A 17,352-nucleotide genomic window follows, 5' to 3' on the forward strand; every position below is an offset into this window, starting at 1 on the left:
CGGCTTACTGAACCAGTTGCGCCTGCTGCGCCGTGGCGGAGACCGGCGCCGTGAAGACTGCGGCGCCGCGCACGATGTCCAGCGCCCGGGTAAGCTGGTAGTCGCCCTCCTGCCCATGGTCGCCCGCGAGAGTCACCCGGGCCTGTTCGACCGTCATGTCCGGGGTAATGCCGAGCGCCTGGATGGAGCGTCCTGACGGCGTGTAGTAGCGCGCCGTCGTCATTCGGGTGGCGCCCCGGTTCGACAGCGGCGTGATGGTCTGGACGGAGCCCTTGCCGAAGGTCTGCGTCCCCAGGACAACCGCGCGGCGCTGGTCCTGGAGGGCGCCGGCCACGATTTCCGACGCCGATGCGCTGCGCCCGTTGACGATCAGCACGATCGGCTTGCCGTGCGCTAAGTCGCCCGGCGTCGCGAAGTAGTGCCGCGCCGAGTCGGGATCGCGGCCGCGGGTGGACACGATCTCGCCCTGGTCCAGGAAGCTGTCGCAGACCGAGATCGCCTGCTTGACCAGCCCTCCCGGATTGTCGCGCAGGTCCAGCACGTAGCCGGTCAGCCGGGGACCCAGCTCGGCCGCGATTCCCGCCATGGCCTTTTCCAGGCCGGGCTGGGTCTGCTGTGTGAAGCCGCCGATCTTGACGTAGCCGACGGTTCCCTCCGTCCGCCAGCGCACCGCCGGGCTCTTGACCAGCTCGCGCATCAGCGTCAGGTCGAAGCTCTGGCCGCCGCTGCCGCGCTGGATGGTCAGCCGCAGCGGCGTGCCGATGCTGCCGCGCATGCGCTCCATCGCCTCGACGAGGGTGACGCCGCGAACCGGTTCGCCGTTGATGTGGGTGAAGAAGTCGCCCGGCAGCACGCCGGCGCGGAAGGCGGGCGAGTCCTCGATCGGGGTGAGCACCTTGACCAAGCCGTTTTCGACGGCCATCTCGACCCCGACGCCGCCGAACTCGCCGCTGTTCTGCGCCTTGTTCTCGGCATACTTGTCGGGGTTGAGGTATTTTGAATGCGGATCGAGCGATGTCAGAAGCCCGCCGATGGCGGCTTCGATCAGCTTGTCGGCATCGACCCGATCGACGAACCCGTTCCTGAACTGGGAAAATGCCGAGTTGAACAGGGTCAGCGCTTCGGCCCGGGACATCTCCCGCCCCGCCGGAACGGCCTCATGATCGGCCGAAGCTTGCACCGTTGCCGCTGGCTCCACGGTCTGTCCCATCGCCTGCAATGGCGAGAACAGCAGCAGGGAGGCGGCGAGGGCGGTGCGGGTCCGGTTCATGGGCGCATTCCTTTCTGACCAAGAACGCTAGTGCATGATCCAAACCTATCCGGCTTATAGTTAAAATTCTGTGTGGTCTTCTGGCCTTCCGGCAATGTTTTTTGTTCCCCCAGGGTCCCCTGAGCGGTGAATGACGCCGTGGCGTCTTCGCATTTATTGCGTGGATGAAAGACGATTGCGGCGAGTGCCGGCCGATGGAACCACCGACCCGTTCCGGCGGTTGGCGTGGCATGTCCCAGACGCACGCGTCAACGCCGCAAACCGGCAAGGAACCACTGGATATTGACGTGGTGTTCGAGCGCCTGCGCCGGGCCGTGGCTGATCTGCCGAAAGCGGCCATGTTCGACCTGCGCGACCGAGGCTACGGGACGCCGTTCGAGCAACTCGTCGGCAGCCTGATCTCAGCCCGCACCCGCGACGAGACCACCGTGGAGGTTTGCCTGCGCCTGTTCGCCGAGGCGCGCACGCCGGAAGACTTCGTCGCTCTTCCGGAAGACAGGCTGGTCGCCCTGCTGATGGGAGCCACGTTCCCGGAGCCCAAGGCCCGCGACCTGAAGGTGATCGCCCGCCAGATCATCGACGAGCACGGCGGCAAGGTGCCTGACTCGCTTGCCGAGCTGATAGAGTTTCGCGGAGTCGGCCCTAAAATCGCGGCGCTTACCCTGGCGGTCGGTTTCGGCCGCCCCGCCGTCGCGGTCGACGTCCATGTCCACCGGATCACCAACCGCTGGGGCTATGTCGCCGCCACCAGCCCGGAGCGCACCATGCTGGCGCTGGAAACGAGGCTTCCGCAGCGCTACTGGATCGAGATCAACGAGCGGTTGGTGCCGTTCGGCAAATTCGTCTGCACGGCGGCGCGTCCGAAATGCTCGACTTGCCTGCTGCTGTCGATGTGCGGGCAAGTCGGAGTCGTCAATCCGCGCTGAGGTCCGGAGCTACCGGAACCGGATAGTTCCGGCCTATCGTGCGACTTTCCTTCATGGCGGAGTTGTTGGGCCACGGCCCAACCTACGAAGCAGGAGCCTGTAGGTTGGGCCGTGGCCCAACACCGACGTGCCGACGGCTCAGAGTTTGCCGCCTCTGGTATTACTCGAACCGAACCCGCGCGTTGCCGACTCCGGAAAGGCGGATTTCCACATCCGCCGACGGGCCGACCGGCTGCATGCCGATGAAACTGCCCGTGGTTACGAAATCACCGGCGCGCAGGCCGCCGGTCCGCTGGGCCACATGGTTGGCGAGCCAGACGACCAGCCGCATCAGGTCGCCCGCCGGATTGCCGCCCCTCGTTTCCAGCGTCACGGCGCCATCGACCACCAGCGATGCCGTCGGGTTCACCAGATCCAGGCTGCGCCAGTCATGGACGGGCTGCCCATGGATGAAGCCGCCGTTCGACAGGCTGTCGGCCAGTACGGACATGCGCTCAAGCGCCCGGAAGTTCGCGTAGCGGCTTTCCACCACCTCGATCGCCGGAACGATGAAGTCGATCGCGTCTATCAGGTCTTCCGACTCGTAAGCGCGATCCAGGAGCGGCAGGTCGCTGGCGATGTGGAACGCCACCTCGGCCTCGATGATGCGGGTCTTGAAGTCGGTCCCCTTCAGGTTCCCCGGCGACTTCTGGAACAGGCCCAACGGCATCGGCGCGCAGAGCGGCTGGTCCGTGGTGCCCTTTGATCCCACTTTCCAGCCGCCCGTTCCACCCAGTTCCGGCCGCAGCTCCGCCGTGATCAGGTCCTGGATCGCGTAGGCGGTGGCGGCGTCGGACGGTGCCGTGCCTTCGGGAAGGTTGTCCAGCCGGGCGCCGGTGCGGCGCGCTTCCAGCAGCGATGCCGCCGCTCTCTCAATCGGATTCATGTTCCCCGTCCCATCCTGCCGGTTCGATCCCGTGGTTTCCGGCATTAGAGCGCACAGGATACTTAAACCCACTGTAATCTAATGACGCACCGATTTAATGACGTATGGCGGCGGCGATCAACCGGTTCAGGTCGCTGATCCGGTAAGGCCGCGACACCCAGCCGACCACGGCCGCCTCGTCCGCGCAATCTCCCGCGCCGGCATCTTCGCTGCACATTACCACCGGAATGCCCAGCCGGCTGGATATTTCGCGCGCCGCTGCCATGCCGTCGGTGCCGTCGGCCAACCCGAAATCGACGACGGCGACATCCGGACGGTGCAGTTCGGCCAGACGGACCGCTTCCCTTCCGTTGTCTGCCCAGCCGCAAACCTCATAACCCTGATCGGCCAGCCCGACCCGCACGGCCCAGGCAATCAGGGGGTCGTCCTCCGCAACGATCAGACGGGGTTTGTGATCCATATCTGGCCTCCATAAAGGCGATAGACCCAAGCTGTATGGATGGTTCAATATCTTGGGTGCTGTAATTGGTTTCAACGCATATACGGCGTGTTTGTCGCAGACGAAGGCCGGCTTTTTTGAGTCTCGAAGGGAGCATGCGAGCTCCCGTTTCCTGTCCCGCCACGCTGGCGGCACGAACTACCACGTCCCCGGGCGGATGGCAAAAGGCGGTATTAGGCGAAAGTGCGCCGATCTGCCCGGCTGCATCGCCGACGGTCCTCGCCCCTTAAGTCGAAACCATCGGTGATGTTGAGAACGACGCCAAGTTACCATTGTCTATGAACAGAGTTTATCACTTATGGCGTATGAATAAAAGCGGATGCGATCGAAAGGTTCATGGTGGCGAAATTCGCAGACGACCCATTTCCCGAAGAAATGTCAAAATTTTCGCTAAATCCCACTTGCCTTGTGGATCGGACACATCGAAATTAAGGGTAGGTGTGATCTATCGTACTTTCATTCGGTCGATGTTGCTTATCCTTTCGCGGAGACTCGACTGGTTGATATCAAGAGGCAGGAAATGGCTGGAATCGTACCGTTACCGTTTGCCGGCGTTCAGATCATGGCTTTGCTATCGGGGCTGCCGGTACGATGAGGTCGCGGTCGTTCACTGCGGCGGCGTCGGATCTCGAGTCGCTGCGCCTCCAGTGGGCCGGCTTCCGCGCCGACCTCGTATTCTGCTTCTGCCCTCCCGATCTCGACCTTGGACGCCATGTGGCCCGGCGGGTGTCGGCGGCTTTTCCCAACGCCACGGTGATCGGCTGCTCGACCGCCGGAGAGATCGGGGTGGGCGGTGCCGGTGACGGTCTGGTCTCGCTGCTGGGGCTCGATTTCGACAGCACTGTCGTTCGGACGCAGCGCGTCGCACTGGACAGCCAAGCCCGTTCCGGCCCGGCCGGCCATCTGCTGGGCGACCTTCTTCTGTCGTCCGGTCCTCCCGCTGCCGTCGTTCCCTTCATCCCCGGCCTCGGAGTCGACGGTCACGCCTTCGTCCACGGCCTGCGTGCCGCCCTCCCGCCGTCCACCCCGACCATCGGCGGCATGGCGGCGGACGGCAACCGGTTCGGCCAGACCTTCACCATCCTGGGCAATCAGGTCTATACCGACCAGGCCGTGGCGGTTGGTCTTTATGGTCCCGATCTCAGGGTTGGAACCGGCTCCGCCAGCGGCTGGACCTCGTTCGGCCCGACCCGCACGGTGACCGAGGCGTCCGGCCCCGTGCTGAGCATGCTGGACCGCAAGCCGGCCCTGCGGCTCTACTGCGACTATCTGGGCGAAAAGGCGAGCGAACTGCCGTCGAGCGGCCTGCTCTATCCGCTGGCCCTGGTCGGACAGAGCGACTCGGCGCGTACCGGCCTGATACGGTCGGTCATGGCGGTGGACTGGGATGCCGGCACCCTGACGCTCGCCGGGGCGCTGGAGCCCGGCAGTCTCGTCCGGCTGATGCACGCCGACAACCAGCGGCTGATCGACGGCGCCAGGCTTGCCGCTGAGCAGGTAAGGGAAACTTCCGGAGCCGGCGCCGCGGTGCTGCTGATCAGCTGCGTCGGCCGCAGGAACGTACTGGGCGACGACATCGACGACGAGATTGAGGCCGTCCGCGCCGTGTTCCCGGCAGGCACTCCGATCGCCGGTTTCTATTCATATGGGGAGATAGGTCCCCATGGCGACGACAGCCTAAGCGAGTTGCACAACCAGTCCATGACGATCGCCTCCTTCTGCGAAATTCCCCTGGAAAATTGACGGACCGGCATGACGCGCTCCCGCAAGATAAGACGGCAACTCCGGAGGGCTTTCGATACCGAGGATGTCGGGCTGCTGAAAAGGCTGGGGAGCAACCACGCCGCCGACGTGCTGCTGACCGGGTTCGACCATTTCCTGGATCAGGTCGAGGCGTCCTATGCGCAGAGCGACGAGAAGCTGAAGCTGGCGGCCCGCAATCTCCAGATCAGCTCCGACGAGCTGACCGAAGCCAACCGCGAGCTGGAAGCGCTCAATGCCGCCATGCGCAGCATGCTCGGCGGGCTGGGGCAGGCGCTGATGCTGTTCGGCCGGGACGGCCTCTGCGGCGACACCTATTCCAGCGCCTGTCTCGACCTGTTCGGCCGGTCACCGGCAGGCCGGCCCATTTTCGATGTCCTGGGCTTGCGGGAGGATGCCCGGCTGCTGTTTCGGGCCGCGGTCGATCTTGCCTTCGGCGACGGCGGCACCGCGACTTTCGAAGAGGTCATGGCGACCGTTCCCCGCTGGGTGGCGCAGCCGGACGGGCGGGTCGTCGGAGTATCCTATCGCCCGATCCGCGACCATGCCGGCCGGCTGATTTCCATCCTGGCGATTGCGACCGTCCGGCCATAGCCGCCAGCGCCGGCGCGCCGTCGGCGGTGTCAGATGCGATAGCCCGCGTTCATCGGCGACAGCGGGACGCCGGCCCTGATCCCTTCCAGCATGAAGTAGCGCGTCATTTGAAGGATATCGGTCCGCCAGTAGAGCTTGTGCAGGTCGTTGACCAGGAAGTCGGGCTCGAGGTTGGCGTAGCAGTAGGTCTCGACCCAATGCTGATCGGGTTCGCGCGGGGCCGCCGTGTCGCGCCAGCCGATCATCCATCCCGCATGCTGCGCGCCCGTGGCCCAGCGCTCGAAATGAGGAGCTATCGTGCTCGATCCGATCGGCAGCGTCACCGGCACCGAATAGACCACGACGAAGCGGCGGACGTTCAGCTGCACCGTCATCAGCAGGTCCTCGCCGAAGGCGCTGACCAGATATGCGGCGTCGGGCGTGCCGGTGACGTGCCGGACATCGACCCGGCTGCGGGTAATATGGGCCAGCGTCTGGCGATTGGGCTCCTCGCTGAAGCGCGGCATGTCGTATTCCACCGCCGACAATGTCGAGGGCATCTGGACCGTCAGGAACTCTTCGGTTTCCCGCTGGGCGGTGTCGAGGGAGATGTCGGGGGTGTCGAAGGTCTGGCTCAAGAGGCTCGCTCCGGATCGGGGACTGCGGGAATAACCCCGCAACAACCGAATCCATGCGCCTTTTGTTTCGCTGGCCTGTTCTCTGGAGACATCCCCGGCCCTTGCGCCCGTACCGGCTCACTCGCTAGTGTACCGGGCGCATCAGGAGGCTCCTGGGCGCCAAGATGTGGAGACCATTGAGCTTGCGCTACATCAGCACGAGGGGCGCCGCCCCGACACTCGCCTTCGACGAAGTTCTTCTGGCCGGTCTGGCCCGCGACGGCGGACTGTACGTGCCCGAGACTTGGCCGACATTCACCCATGACGAGATCAGGGCGATGCGCGGCCTGTCCTACGCCGATCTGGCGATCAAGGTCATGACGCCGTTCCTGGGCGGACGCGTGACGGAAGCCGAGTTCGCGCCGCTGGTCCGCGACGCCTATGCCGGCTTCGACCATGCCGCCGTGACGCCCCTGGTCCAGCTCGACCAGAGCACCTGGGTGATGGAACTGTTCCATGGTCCGACGCTGGCGTTCAAGGATGTGGCGCTGCAACTGCTCGGCCGCCTGTTCGACACCGTCCTGGCGAAGAGGAACGAGCGCGTCACCATCGTCGGCGCCACCTCCGGCGACACCGGGTCCGCCGCGATCGAGGCCTGCCGCGACCGCGAGGCGATCGACATCTTCATCCTGCATCCGAAGGGCCGCACGTCGGAGGTCCAGCGCCGGCAGATGACGACGGTGCTGTCCAGCAATGTCCACAACATCGCGCTGGAAGGCTCGTTCGACGACTGCCAGGACCTCGTCAAGGCGATGTTCAACGACACGGCCTTCCGGGACGAGCAGAACCTGTCGGCGGTCAACTCGATCAACTGGGCGCGGATCATGGCCCAGATCGTCTATTACTTCGCGGCGGCGGTCCAGCTCGGCTCCCCTAACCGGCCGGTGTCCTTCGCCGTGCCGACCGGCAACTTCGGCAACGTCTACGCCGCCTACGGCGCCCGCGCGATGGGCCTGCCGATCGAGCGGCTGGTCGTGGGCACCAACTCCAACGACATCCTGGCGCGCTTCTTCGCGACCGGCACGATGACGACGGCCGGCGTCACGCCGACCATCAGCCCGAGCATGGACATCCAGATCTCCAGCAACTTCGAGCGGCTGCTGTTCGACCTGTACGACCGCGACGGCAAGGCGCTGACCGAGTGCATGGGCCGGTTCCGCGCCGGCGGCTCCTTCGCCGTGACGCCGGAACAGCTCGGCCGCGCTCGCCTGCTGTTCAACGGCCACAAGGTGGACGAGGACCTGACCAGCGCCACGATGGCAAGCACCCGCCTGAGCGCGGGCGGGCTGATGATCGATCCACATACCGCCGTGGGCCTTGCCGCCGCTCGCGCCGAGCAGCCGCATCTCGATCCGTCGGTGCCGCTGGTGGCGCTGGCCTGCGCCCACCCCGCCAAGTTCCCCGATGCGGTCGAACGGGCGACCGGCGTGCGTCCGCCGCTGCCGCCCCGTCTGGCCGATCTCTACGAGCGCGAGGAGCGCGTCATCGTGCTGCCCAACGACCTCAAGGCTGTTCAGGACTTCGTCCGGTCCCGTGCCCGCCGCACCGCTTCCGCTGCCCTGGGGGCCGCATGAGCACCATCAGGGTAACGACTCTCCCCAACGGCCTGCGGGTCGCCACCGATACCATGCCCCATGTCGAGACGGCGTCTCTTGGCGTCTGGGTCGGCGTCGGCACCCGCAACGAGCGGGCCGAGGTCAACGGCGTCGCGCATCTGGTCGAGCACATGGTGTTCAAGGGCACGCCGACGCGCACCGCCTTCGACATCTCCGAGCAGATCGAGGCGGTCGGCGGCCATATGAACGCCTATACGACCCGCGAGCACACCGCCTATTACGCCAAGGTCCTGAAGGAGGATGCGCCGTTGGCGCTGGACGTGATAGGCGACATGCTCCAGCACAGCCTGCTGGACGAGGACGAACTGTCACGCGAGCGCGCCGTCGTGCTTCAGGAGCTGGGGCAGGCGGAGGACACGCCGGACGACATCATCTTCGACCACTTCCAGTCCTGCGCCTATCCGGGGCAGGCGCTGGGACGGCCGGTGCTGGGACATCCCGACATCATCGGCAGCCTGCCGCGCGACGCGCTGGTCGAATATATCGGCGCCAACTATTCCGGCCGGACCATGGTGCTGGCGGCCTCGGGCCGGATCGACCACGACACGGTCGTCGAGATGGCGGAGCGGACCTTCCGCGACCTGCCGGCCCCGACCGATCCCGCTCCGCTCGACCCGGCGCGCTATACCGGCGGCGACTTCCGCGAGGACCGCGATCTGGAGCAGCTCCATATCGTGCTGGGTTTCGAGGGCGTCGGCGTCCACGACCCGGATTATTACTCCCACTCCGTCCTCTCGACCCTGCTGGGTGGCGGCATGTCGTCCCGCCTGTTCCAGGAAGTACGCGAGAAGCGCGGGCTGGCCTACAGCGTCCACACCTTCTCCGGCGCGTACGAGGACAACGGGCTGTTCGGCATCTATGCCGGCACCGGCCCGGAAAAGATCGGCGAACTGGTGCCGGTGATGTGCGACGAGCTGTGCAAGGTCGCTGAAGACGTCACCGACGAGGAAGTCCGCCGCGCCCGTGCCCAGCTCAAGGCCGGCATGCTGATGTCGCTGGAAAGCACGATGTCGCGCTGCGAGCAGCTCGGCCAGCAGATGGTGATCTTCGACCGTCCCCTGACGATCGAGGAGATGGTGGAGAAGATCGAAGCCGTCGATGCCGCCGCGGTGAAGCGGGCGGCCCTGCGGCTCCGGTTGAAGCCGCCGACGGTGACGGCCCTGGGGCCTTTGGACGGGCTTGAGGATTATGACCGAATCGTCGCGCGCCTGTCCTGACCGCAATAGACATCGATGGACCAATCAGCCGGGGGATGGCGACAGGCCGTGATCGGATTGCTTCGGAACGGCCTGATCAGTCCTCCCGCCGTGCGTCTTGACGGCGAGCGGGTGTCGATCCGCCCACCCCTGTCGCGCGACTGGCACGAATGGTCCGACCTGCGGGAACGGAGCCGCACGTTCCTGGCCCCGTGGGAACCGACATGGCCGGCCGACGCGCTGGCCCGCACCGCCTATCTCAGACGCCTGCGCCGCCAGATCATCGAGTGGCGCGACGACGAGGCGTACAGCTTCCTGGCGGTCGACCGCAGGACCGACCGCGTGGTCGGAGGAATCGGCCTCAGCAATATCCGGCGCGGCGTCGCCCAGACCGCGACGCTGGGCTACTGGGTCGGCGAGGTCTATGCCCGGCGCGGCTACATGAGCGAGGCGACCAAGCTGACCGTCGACTTCGCCTTCGGCCAGTTGGGCCTCCACCGGATCGAGGCCGCCTGCCTGCCGACCAACGCCCCCAGCCGGGGCTTGCTGGAAAAGACCGGCTTCCAGTACGAGGGCTACGCCCGAGGCTATCTCCGGATCGACGGCGCCTGGCGCGACCACGTGCTGTACGCGATCCTGCGGGACGAATGGCGCGGGTAAAATCCTGATCGGGTGAAATCCTTCATGGATTGCCGGCCGGCTTGGACGCCGGGCAGATCATCAGCAGCTTGTCGCCGGGCTGGATGCGGTAGCGCTCCCTTTCGATGAAAGGGATTTCGCGGTCGCCGCTGTGGATGTGGACGACCACGCCGCCCTCGATCTCGGCCATGGTCTTGCCGACGTCGTCAGGGCGGGCGGTGCGCTCGTCCATCACCATATGGCCGCCGGCCGACATCAGGTCGCACAGGAAGGGCGTCGCGTGCTGGGTTTCCACCGCGTCCGCCAGCAGGTAGCCACCGACCCTGGTGGGCGTCACGACGAGGTCGGCGCCGCTGAGGCGGGCGAGCTTGATGTTCTCCTCGTCCCGGATGCTGGCGATGACCTTCGAGCGCTTCGACAGGTGGCGGACGGTCAGGATGACGAGGATGTTGGTGTCGTCCCGGCGGGTGTTGACGATCACGGCCTTTGCCCGGCCGACGCAGGCCTTGGCGAGCAATTCCTCGCTGGTGGCGTCGCCGAGCAGCCCTATGAAGCCGGCATCGGCCGCGGCGCTGACGCGGTCCTCCGCCAGATCGATGGCGACGATCTTATCTTCGGGATGGCCTTTCGCGACCATCTCCCTGGCCGCGATCATGCCGCTGTGGCCGAACCCGCACACCACGATGTGCCCTTCCAGACTTTGATGAAGCCGGGCCATGCGGAAATCCTCCACGATCTTCTGGATGACGAACTCGTATGCCGTGCCGAGAAAGATCAACCAGATGAAGATCCGGATCGGCGTGACGGCGAAGGCGTCGATCAGCCGCGCCGTGTCGGTGACGGGCACGATGTCGCCGTAACCCACCGTGGTCACGGTGATCATGCCGAAATACAGGATGTCGGAAAACGAGATATGGCCGTCGATCTGATCCTTCAGGCCATCACGGTCGAACCAGAAAATGACGATCACGACGGCGAGCAGGGCGAAAATCAGGCAAGCCCGCAGCAGCAGCGTCTTCTCCGGCGACAGGCCGGAATTGACGTGGAGGATGAGGGCGTTCTTCTGCTTGCGCCGTCGCCTTTCAGGGAATTTCCGCATGCCTGTGCCGATGCCCGTGGCCCCAAAGGAGCATGGAATTCCAAGGCACCGCCAACCTCCCCCTGGTTTACTTCAAATCCGACAACGCGGTCGCGGGGGAGGTCGTTCCAAACTTGCTTTCCGCCCAGTGCCGTCCGTCCGCCGTTACAGGCCGTGGACGAGTGCCCAGACGAGCAGGGCGACGCTCAGCGCCAGGGCGGTCTCGACGCCGGTTTCGACGCGGTCCATCGCACGGCGGCAGTCGGTCAGCGAGGGAAGGACGTTGGAAGCGAGTTGCTGTTGGGTGGTCATGGCGAACCCCTTTCTTCTTTTTCTTTCGCCAGCCGGGATTCCGAATATCCCGCTTTGCGGATTGCCTTCTTCAGGTCTTCCCAGGCCAGTTGGATCTCCGCCGCGTGCAATGCCGCCTGCGCGTCGTCCATTTTGCCTTGGGACGTCCCCTGAGCGTGATGACGGAAGTAGTCGGCGGCCTGACGCATGCGCTGCGCCAGCAAGCCGGTTTCGTCCCGGATGGTTTCGGTCCGTACTGCGGTTTCCCGCTCGGCAAGCCAGGATTCCATTTCCGCCAGCTCCTCTGCGGAGCAGGACTTGCGCAGTTTCTCGGGTATGGCCGGCGCGTCCTTGTCGATCTTCCCGACCACTTCCGAGCGTCCGCGCTTGAGAGCGGGATCGTAGGTGGTGCGGATGACCTGGATGACGCGACGCCTTTCGCGGAACTGCACCGGTGAACTCCCAGCTTCGAACGGGTCCGCCTATGCGGTCCGAACATGGGCAGTATGGTGCGCCGCTACGGGCCGTATAGCAAGCCCATTATCGGGCCGTATAACACTTAATTGTGAGGTTCGTATGCAGTCAGCGGCGTCCGGTCAGGGGCCAGTCGTTGCTGACCGCGAAGTTGCGGGCCAGGAACCGGTAAGTATCCTTCAGCAGCGCTTCCATGTCGGCCGAAGGCTCGACCGTGATGGCGCTCCAGGGATTGATCATCTCGTCCCACAGCATCAGCCGGTTGTGCAGCTCGTCGCGCATCTCGCGGATGAACTTGGTCTGCGGTCCGATGTTGCGCAGCACCGCCAGGATCTCGCCGGTCTGGGCATCGGCCTGGGTGAACATCGAGTCGAAATCGGCGACCGGGGCGCGGATCAGCACCTGCATGCGGAAGATCTCGTTCCGGATGCCGGGCTCCCGCTTGTAGATCTTGGACAGCATGATCAGCTGCGCGTTGATGTACTGGACCTTGCAGTAGCGGTCGCGCAGCGCCTCGATATAGGAAAGCTCGCGCGCGAGCTTTTCGATCATATCGACGACTTCCTGCTTGCGGTCCGCCCCGATGCCCAGCTTCTCCGCCGCCTTGGTGAAGGCTTCCTGTACCCTTGCCTTGGTCTTGGGATCGTCGGCGATCTGCTCGAGTTGGGTCAGGTCCACCATCAGCGTGTCGCCACCGGTCAGCCACGAGACGAGCTGGACGGTCAGCCGGTTGCGCGCGATCGTCCTGTGCTTCTCCTCCACCGTCCAGGATGCCGTGCCGTCCAGCAATTCGTGCGGGATCGAGTCGTTCGGCCTGATCTCCTTCACGAACCGCAGCGCCTTGTCGACGATGTCCAGCAGCTTGCCGTCGTTGGTCTCAGGCGCAAGCTCAAACTCGATCCGCAGGGTCGGTAGTGCGATAGCACCCTTGAGGTCGCCGAGCGGGAGGTGGAAGGCGGCTTCCTTGGTATTCTTGACATAGGCGAAGTATCCGCCCGTCATGGAAAATACCTTGTGTTCGAACGCGAATGTCTGGCTGCGGCTGTCGGCTGCCGGGGCGGCCGACGGCTGCGATCCTGGTGCCTGGGTAAGCTGGTCCGCCGCAGTCATGGCTTGTGCGCATCCGCCCGATGGAGGTAACTCGAGTTTTCCTTTATAGCTTGTTGTCGCGTCCCGGCAAAGCACCGCTTTCGGAATAAGCAATCAGCCCGGCGGACAGAGCATGCGACAAGTACTCGGGCAGGCTGTTAAGATCGCCCTTCGGCCCGACAAGCCCGATCCAGCCAGATAAGAGACCAGTAATGGACAAATCCGCTCCCAAGGCCATTCACCTGAAGGACTATGCTCCGCCGCCGTACCTGATCGACACGGTCGATCTGACGTTCGATCTGGGCGAGGAAGTCACTCGGGTGAGGTCCAGCCTGCAACTCCGGGCGAACCCGGTCCGGCTCCCCGACGGTGCGCCGGTCCCGCTGGTGCTGGACGGGCAGGAACTGAAGCTGGTGTCGCTCGCGATCGACGGCCGCACGCTGGAGCCAGCGGAATACGCCATAGGGCCGGAGTCGCTGACGATCTTCGATCCCCCCGCCGCCTTCGCGCTGGAGGTGGAGACGGAGCTGAAGCCGCAGGAGAACACGTCGCTGGAAGGGCTTTACCGGACCAGTGGCAACTTCTGCACCCAGTGCGAGGCGGAAGGCTTCCGCAAGATCACCTACTTTCTGGACCGTCCCGACGTGATGGCGCGCTATCGCACGACCATCACGGCGGACGCGCTGAAATATCCGGTGCTGCTGTCCAACGGCAATCTCGTGGCGGCATCGAAGATGGGGCATGACGGACGGCATACCGTCACCTGGGAGGACCCCTTCGCCAAGCCCTGCTATCTGTTCGCGCTGGTCGCCGGCGTGCTGGTCCATGTCGAGGACAGTTACGTCACCCGCTCCGGCCGCACCGTCACGCTCCGGATCTATGTCGAGCCGGGCAACCAGGACAAGTGCGACCACGCCATGCGGTCGCTCAAGAAGTCGATGGCCTGGGACGAGAATGTCTACGGCCTGGAATACGATCTCGACATCTTCATGATCGTCGCGGTCGGCGACTTCAACATGGGGGCGATGGAGAACAAGGGCCTCAACGTCTTCAACACCAAGTACATACTGGCCCGGCCGGAATCTGCGACCGATACCGACTTTCTCGGGGTCGAGGCTGTCGTGGCGCACGAGTATTTCCACAATTGGACCGGCAACCGGGTGACCTGCCGCGACTGGTTCCAGCTCAGCCTGAAGGAAGGGCTGACGGTCTTCCGCGACCAGGAGTTCTCTTCCGACTTGAATTCCCGGCCGGTCAAGCGGATCGCCGACGTGCAGCGGCTGCGCGCGGCCCAGTTCCCCGAGGACAGCGGCCCGATGGCCCATCCGATCCGGCCCGACAGCTATATCGAGATCAACAACTTCTACACGACCACGGTCTACGAGAAGGGTGCGGAGGTCGTCCGCATGATCCATACCCTGCTCGGGGCCGAAGGCTACCGGAAAGGGATCGACCTCTACTTCGAGCGCCATGACGGGCAGGCGGTCACCTGCGACGACTTCGTGGCCGCGATGGAGGACGCGACCGGCAAGGATCTGAGCCAGTTCCGCCGCTGGTATTCGCAGGCAGGCACGCCGGAACTGGACATAAGCGGCGAGTATGACGGGCATGGCAGGACCTATCGGCTGACGGTGCGCCAGTCTTGCCCGCCGTCGCCCGGCCAGCCGGTCAAGCAGCCGTACCACATCCCGCTGGCGCTCGGCCTGCTCGACCCCCAGGGCGCCGACATCCCACTTCGCCTGAAAACGGAGGATGTGCCGAAGGGGACTTCCCGCGTGCTCGACGTTACGGAGGCGGAGCAGGTGTTCGAGTTCGCCGACGTGCCGGCCCCGCCGGTGCCGTCGCTGCTGCGCGGCTTCTCGGCCCCGGTCAAGTTGCGCATGTCCTACACGGATGACGACCTGACTTTCCTGATGGCCAACGACAGCGACGCCTTCAACCGCTGGGAAGCGGGCCAGACGCTGGGGACGCGGCTGCTGCTCGGCCTTGTGGAGGACAGGGCGGCGGGACGGCCGCTCGAGCTGTCCCGGGGTTTCCTGGACGCGCTGGACAAGATCCTGAACGATCCGGCGCTGGACCACGCCTTCGCGGCGCAGGCGCTGACCCTGCCGTCCGAAGGATATCTGGGCCAGCAGATGCCGGTGATCGACGTGGACGGCATCCACGAGGTGCGCGGCTTCGCCCGGAAGGCCATCGCGGCGCATCTTCGAGACGATCTGCTGAGCACTTACCGCGCCCTGGGCGGCAACGAGCCGTTCGCGATCGACGCCGCGATCGGCCGGCGCAGCCTGAAGAACCTGGCGCTCGGCTACCTGATGAGCCTGGAGGACGCCGAGGCGGTCGAGCTTTGCGTCGGCCAGTTCCACAACGCCCACGCCATGACCGACGTGATCGCGGCGCTGGGGCTGCTGAACGACACCCATCTGCCGCAGCGCGACGCGGCGCTCGCCCGCTTCTACGAGACCTGGAAGAACGAGCCGCTGGTGGTCGACAAGTGGTTCTCCATCCAGGCGATGTCGGAACGGCCCGAAACCCTGGCCGAGGTGAGGTCGCTGCTCAACCATCCCGCCTTCGAGATCCGGAACCCGAACAAGGTATACGCCCTGATCGGCGGGTTTGCCGGCGGCAATGCCGTCCGGTTCCACGACAGCAGCGGCGCCGGGTACGAATTCCTGGCCGATCAGGTATTGACCCTCAACGGGCTGAACCCGCAGGTCGCGTCCCGCATGGTCAAGCTGTTCGCCCGCTGGAGGAAATACGACGACCGCCGCCAGGCTTTCATGCGCGCCCAGTTGGAAAGGATCGTCGGAGCCCCAAATCTGTCTCCCGACGTGTTCGAGATCGCGTCGAAGAGTCTTCAGGCGGCCTGACGGCCGTCCTGGAACGGGCGACGGAGGCGACAGGGGTCTGGTGGCCCTCCCGGTCTTCAAAACCGGAGACACGCCAACAGCGTGTGGTGGGTTCGATTCCCATCCGCCTCCGCCAGTCGTCCCTCCGCCGATCGCCCCGCCACATGACCGGTAAGTTTAACCTATGTGACAAAAACCGGTCGAAGGGGGTAGTATACCTCCTAAGATTGAACGTTTCCGGATGATGTTCGTTAGGGTATGAACCCCACCGCCTTTCGGGCTTTCTCGGAAATGAATTGTGCTTTGAGGAAAACAGATCTTTCGGCCCTGCAAGCGCCGCCGGATGCCCCCGGCGGAAAGCTCGTCTGGGTGCCTTGCGCTTCCAGCCCCGTCGCCTTGGTCGAAATCCACGAGGGCTGGGCACTGGTCGAAGACGCCGCCGGGCAGATGCATGCGGTCCCGGCCGATCAGGTGGATTGCGCCGAGACGCTTTGACGATTGTCCTGTCTACCGGATCAGGCGCTCTTGCCTTCCATCGCTCCCACGTCGTGATAGGACCGGAGGACGGCCTGCCGCTGGGCAAGGGCGGTGGCGTGCCGCCACGCGAAGATGGCGGCTTCGGTCCGGTTGCGGCATTGCAGTCGGGCTAGTAGCTGTCGAACCAGCAGTTTGGTGGTCGGCAGCGTTGCGTTCCGGGCGTTGGCGATCTCCTCGTCGGTCATGCCGTTCGCCAGCAGCGGCAGCAGCGACAGGTGTGCTTCGGTCAGCGTGTCGAGCAGGGTCAGCCGGTGCTGGTCCGCCGCCATCACCGAGATCATCGCGGGCGCCACCATGGCATAGCCGGATGCCGCCAGATCCAGCTTGGCCTTCAGGTCGTCCGCCGATCCGTTCCAAACCAGCCAGCCGTCAAGCAGGGTCACGAATTCCCGCACCCGGCCGAGCTGGGTGGGCATGAAGACGCCGAGCGTGTGGATGCCGCGCATCAGCCCGACATTGCCGGTCGAAATGATGTCCTGCAGCCGGTCGAGCGAACGGACGCTGAGAAGCAGCGTTTCCGAACTCCAGCGCAGGGATTCCAGCTCATGCAGGCCATCGATCGGCCGGACCTTGAACCCCATGATCTCGGTCAGGGCGGGCTGAACTTGCGGCATGGCGCTCAGGCAGCGTTTGAAGGCGACGAAACTCTTGCCGGTCTTACCCTCCGGATTGTGGCGGAGTCCGGGCGTGGCGGCGCCACGGGCCGCAGGGGGCGGAATAGGCACTCTGCTGTCCTTTATGATTTGCTGAAGACTGGCCGGCGTAAACCGGAGAAAGATGCGTCGGCCAGGACTGTTGCTGAAGCGATTCGATATATCCTTTGATCGGGTGAACAACATCGACCATCCGATCGCTCAGCATATTTATCAGTTTCAATCCGAAAGTGTGGAGAACACTCGGAGAATTTTTCTCATTTTTTATATTACTCCGCGCGCCTGAAGCTGTAGCTATG

17 protein-coding genes and 1 tRNA gene are annotated in these 17,352 nt (G+C 64.7%); 9 read left to right on the forward strand and 9 right to left on the reverse strand.

Annotation, left to right across the window (positions count from 1 at the left end):
- Positions 1-4: 4 nt before the first annotated feature.
- Positions 5-1,270: a S41 family peptidase gene (locus N826_RS27150; protein WP_044433943.1), complete on the reverse strand. Its 1,266-nt coding sequence runs from the start codon at positions 1,268-1,270 to the stop codon at positions 5-7.
- Between the two features lie 230 nt (positions 1,271-1,500).
- Here N826_RS27150 and N826_RS27155 point away from each other — a divergent pair, with 230 nt between their 5' ends.
- On the forward strand, positions 1,501-2,196 hold the full coding sequence (locus tag N826_RS27155) for an endonuclease III domain-containing protein (RefSeq protein WP_044433945.1): 696 nt from the start codon (positions 1,501-1,503) through the stop codon (positions 2,194-2,196).
- 160 nt (positions 2,197-2,356) lie between these two features.
- Here the strand turns inward: N826_RS27155 and N826_RS27160 are convergent, their stop codons facing one another.
- Both N826_RS27160 and N826_RS40545 read right to left on the reverse strand, forming a co-directional pair.
- Entirely contained in the window at positions 2,357-3,121 is a 765-nt protein-coding gene (locus N826_RS27160; RefSeq protein WP_044433947.1) for a 2-keto-4-pentenoate hydratase, read from the reverse strand.
- A 94-nt stretch (positions 3,122-3,215) separates the two neighbouring features.
- On the reverse strand, positions 3,216-3,581 hold the full coding sequence (locus N826_RS40545) for a response regulator (protein WP_052832131.1): 366 nt from the start codon (positions 3,579-3,581) through the stop codon (positions 3,216-3,218).
- A gap of 630 nt (positions 3,582-4,211) precedes the next feature.
- Here N826_RS40545 and N826_RS27170 point away from each other — a divergent pair.
- Positions 4,212-5,363, forward strand: coding sequence for an FIST signal transduction protein (locus tag N826_RS27170; protein ID WP_044433949.1), 1,152 nt, complete (start codon positions 4,212-4,214; stop codon positions 5,361-5,363).
- A 9-nt stretch (positions 5,364-5,372) separates the two neighbouring features.
- On the forward strand, positions 5,373-5,975 hold the full coding sequence (locus N826_RS27175) for a hypothetical protein (protein ID WP_044433951.1): 603 nt from the start codon (positions 5,373-5,375) through the stop codon (positions 5,973-5,975).
- Between the two features lie 29 nt (positions 5,976-6,004).
- Here the strand turns inward: N826_RS27175 and N826_RS27180 are convergent, their stop codons facing one another.
- A complete protein-coding gene (locus tag N826_RS27180; protein WP_052832133.1) occupies positions 6,005-6,592 on the reverse strand; it encodes a hypothetical protein in 588 nt (195 codons plus the stop codon).
- A gap of 182 nt (positions 6,593-6,774) precedes the next feature.
- Between N826_RS27180 and thrC the strand changes: the two genes are divergently transcribed.
- The 3 genes from thrC to N826_RS27195 are packed head-to-tail and all read left to right on the forward strand — an operon-like array spanning position 6,775 to position 10,103.
- Positions 6,775-8,205, forward strand: a complete 1,431-nt coding sequence (thrC, locus tag N826_RS27185; RefSeq protein ID WP_044433954.1) for a threonine synthase — start codon at positions 6,775-6,777, stop codon at positions 8,203-8,205.
- Positions 8,202-9,464, forward strand: a complete 1,263-nt coding sequence (locus tag N826_RS27190) for a M16 family metallopeptidase (RefSeq protein WP_044433955.1) — start codon at positions 8,202-8,204, stop codon at positions 9,462-9,464. The genes thrC and N826_RS27190 overlap by 4 nt, the downstream gene beginning before the upstream one ends.
- Positions 9,465-9,512: 48 nt before the next feature.
- Positions 9,513-10,103 (forward strand): GNAT family N-acetyltransferase, encoded by a 591-nt coding sequence (locus N826_RS27195; protein ID WP_044433956.1) that lies wholly within the window; start codon positions 9,513-9,515, stop codon positions 10,101-10,103.
- Positions 10,104-10,125: 22 nt separating this feature from the next.
- Here the strand turns inward: N826_RS27195 and N826_RS27200 are convergent, their stop codons facing one another.
- The 4 genes from N826_RS27200 to N826_RS27210 form a co-directional block, all read right to left on the reverse strand.
- Complete coding sequence (locus N826_RS27200; protein ID WP_044433958.1) at positions 10,126-11,181, reverse strand: potassium channel family protein; 1,056 nt, start codon at positions 11,179-11,181, stop codon at positions 10,126-10,128.
- Between the two features lie 144 nt (positions 11,182-11,325).
- Positions 11,326-11,472 (reverse strand): hypothetical protein, encoded by a 147-nt coding sequence (locus N826_RS43405; RefSeq protein ID WP_157599371.1) that lies wholly within the window; start codon positions 11,470-11,472, stop codon positions 11,326-11,328.
- A complete protein-coding gene (locus N826_RS27205) occupies positions 11,469-11,903 on the reverse strand; it encodes a molybdopterin-binding domain-containing protein (RefSeq protein ID WP_044433960.1) in 435 nt (144 codons plus the stop codon). Before N826_RS27205 ends, N826_RS43405 begins: the two co-directional genes overlap by 4 nt.
- Before the next feature lie 130 nt (positions 11,904-12,033).
- Positions 12,034-13,035: a hypothetical protein gene (locus tag N826_RS27210; RefSeq protein WP_044433962.1), complete on the reverse strand. Its 1,002-nt coding sequence runs from the start codon at positions 13,033-13,035 to the stop codon at positions 12,034-12,036.
- Positions 13,036-13,226: 191 nt separating this feature from the next.
- Here N826_RS27210 and pepN point away from each other — a divergent pair, with 191 nt between their 5' ends.
- The 3 genes from pepN (at position 13,227) to N826_RS27225 (ending at position 16,358) form a co-directional block, all read left to right on the forward strand.
- Positions 13,227-15,884 carry an aminopeptidase N gene (pepN, locus tag N826_RS27215; RefSeq protein WP_044433964.1) on the forward strand — a complete coding sequence of 886 codons (2,658 nt, stop codon included), beginning with the start codon at positions 13,227-13,229 and terminating at the stop codon, positions 15,882-15,884.
- A gap of 22 nt (positions 15,885-15,906) precedes the next feature.
- A tRNA-Sec gene (locus tag N826_RS27220) sits at positions 15,907-15,999 on the forward strand.
- 167 nt (positions 16,000-16,166) lie between these two features.
- Positions 16,167-16,358: a hypothetical protein gene (locus N826_RS27225; protein WP_044433966.1), complete on the forward strand. Its 192-nt coding sequence runs from the start codon at positions 16,167-16,169 to the stop codon at positions 16,356-16,358.
- A 20-nt stretch (positions 16,359-16,378) separates the two neighbouring features.
- Here the strand turns inward: N826_RS27225 and N826_RS27230 are convergent, their stop codons facing one another.
- Positions 16,379-17,125, reverse strand: a complete 747-nt coding sequence (locus N826_RS27230; protein WP_044433968.1) for a helix-turn-helix transcriptional regulator — start codon at positions 17,123-17,125, stop codon at positions 16,379-16,381.
- Between the last annotated feature and the right edge of the window lie 227 nt (positions 17,126-17,352).

The organism is Skermanella aerolata KACC 11604, from assembly GCF_000936425.1.
GTDB lineage: Bacteria > Pseudomonadota > Alphaproteobacteria > Azospirillales > Azospirillaceae > Skermanella > Skermanella aerolata.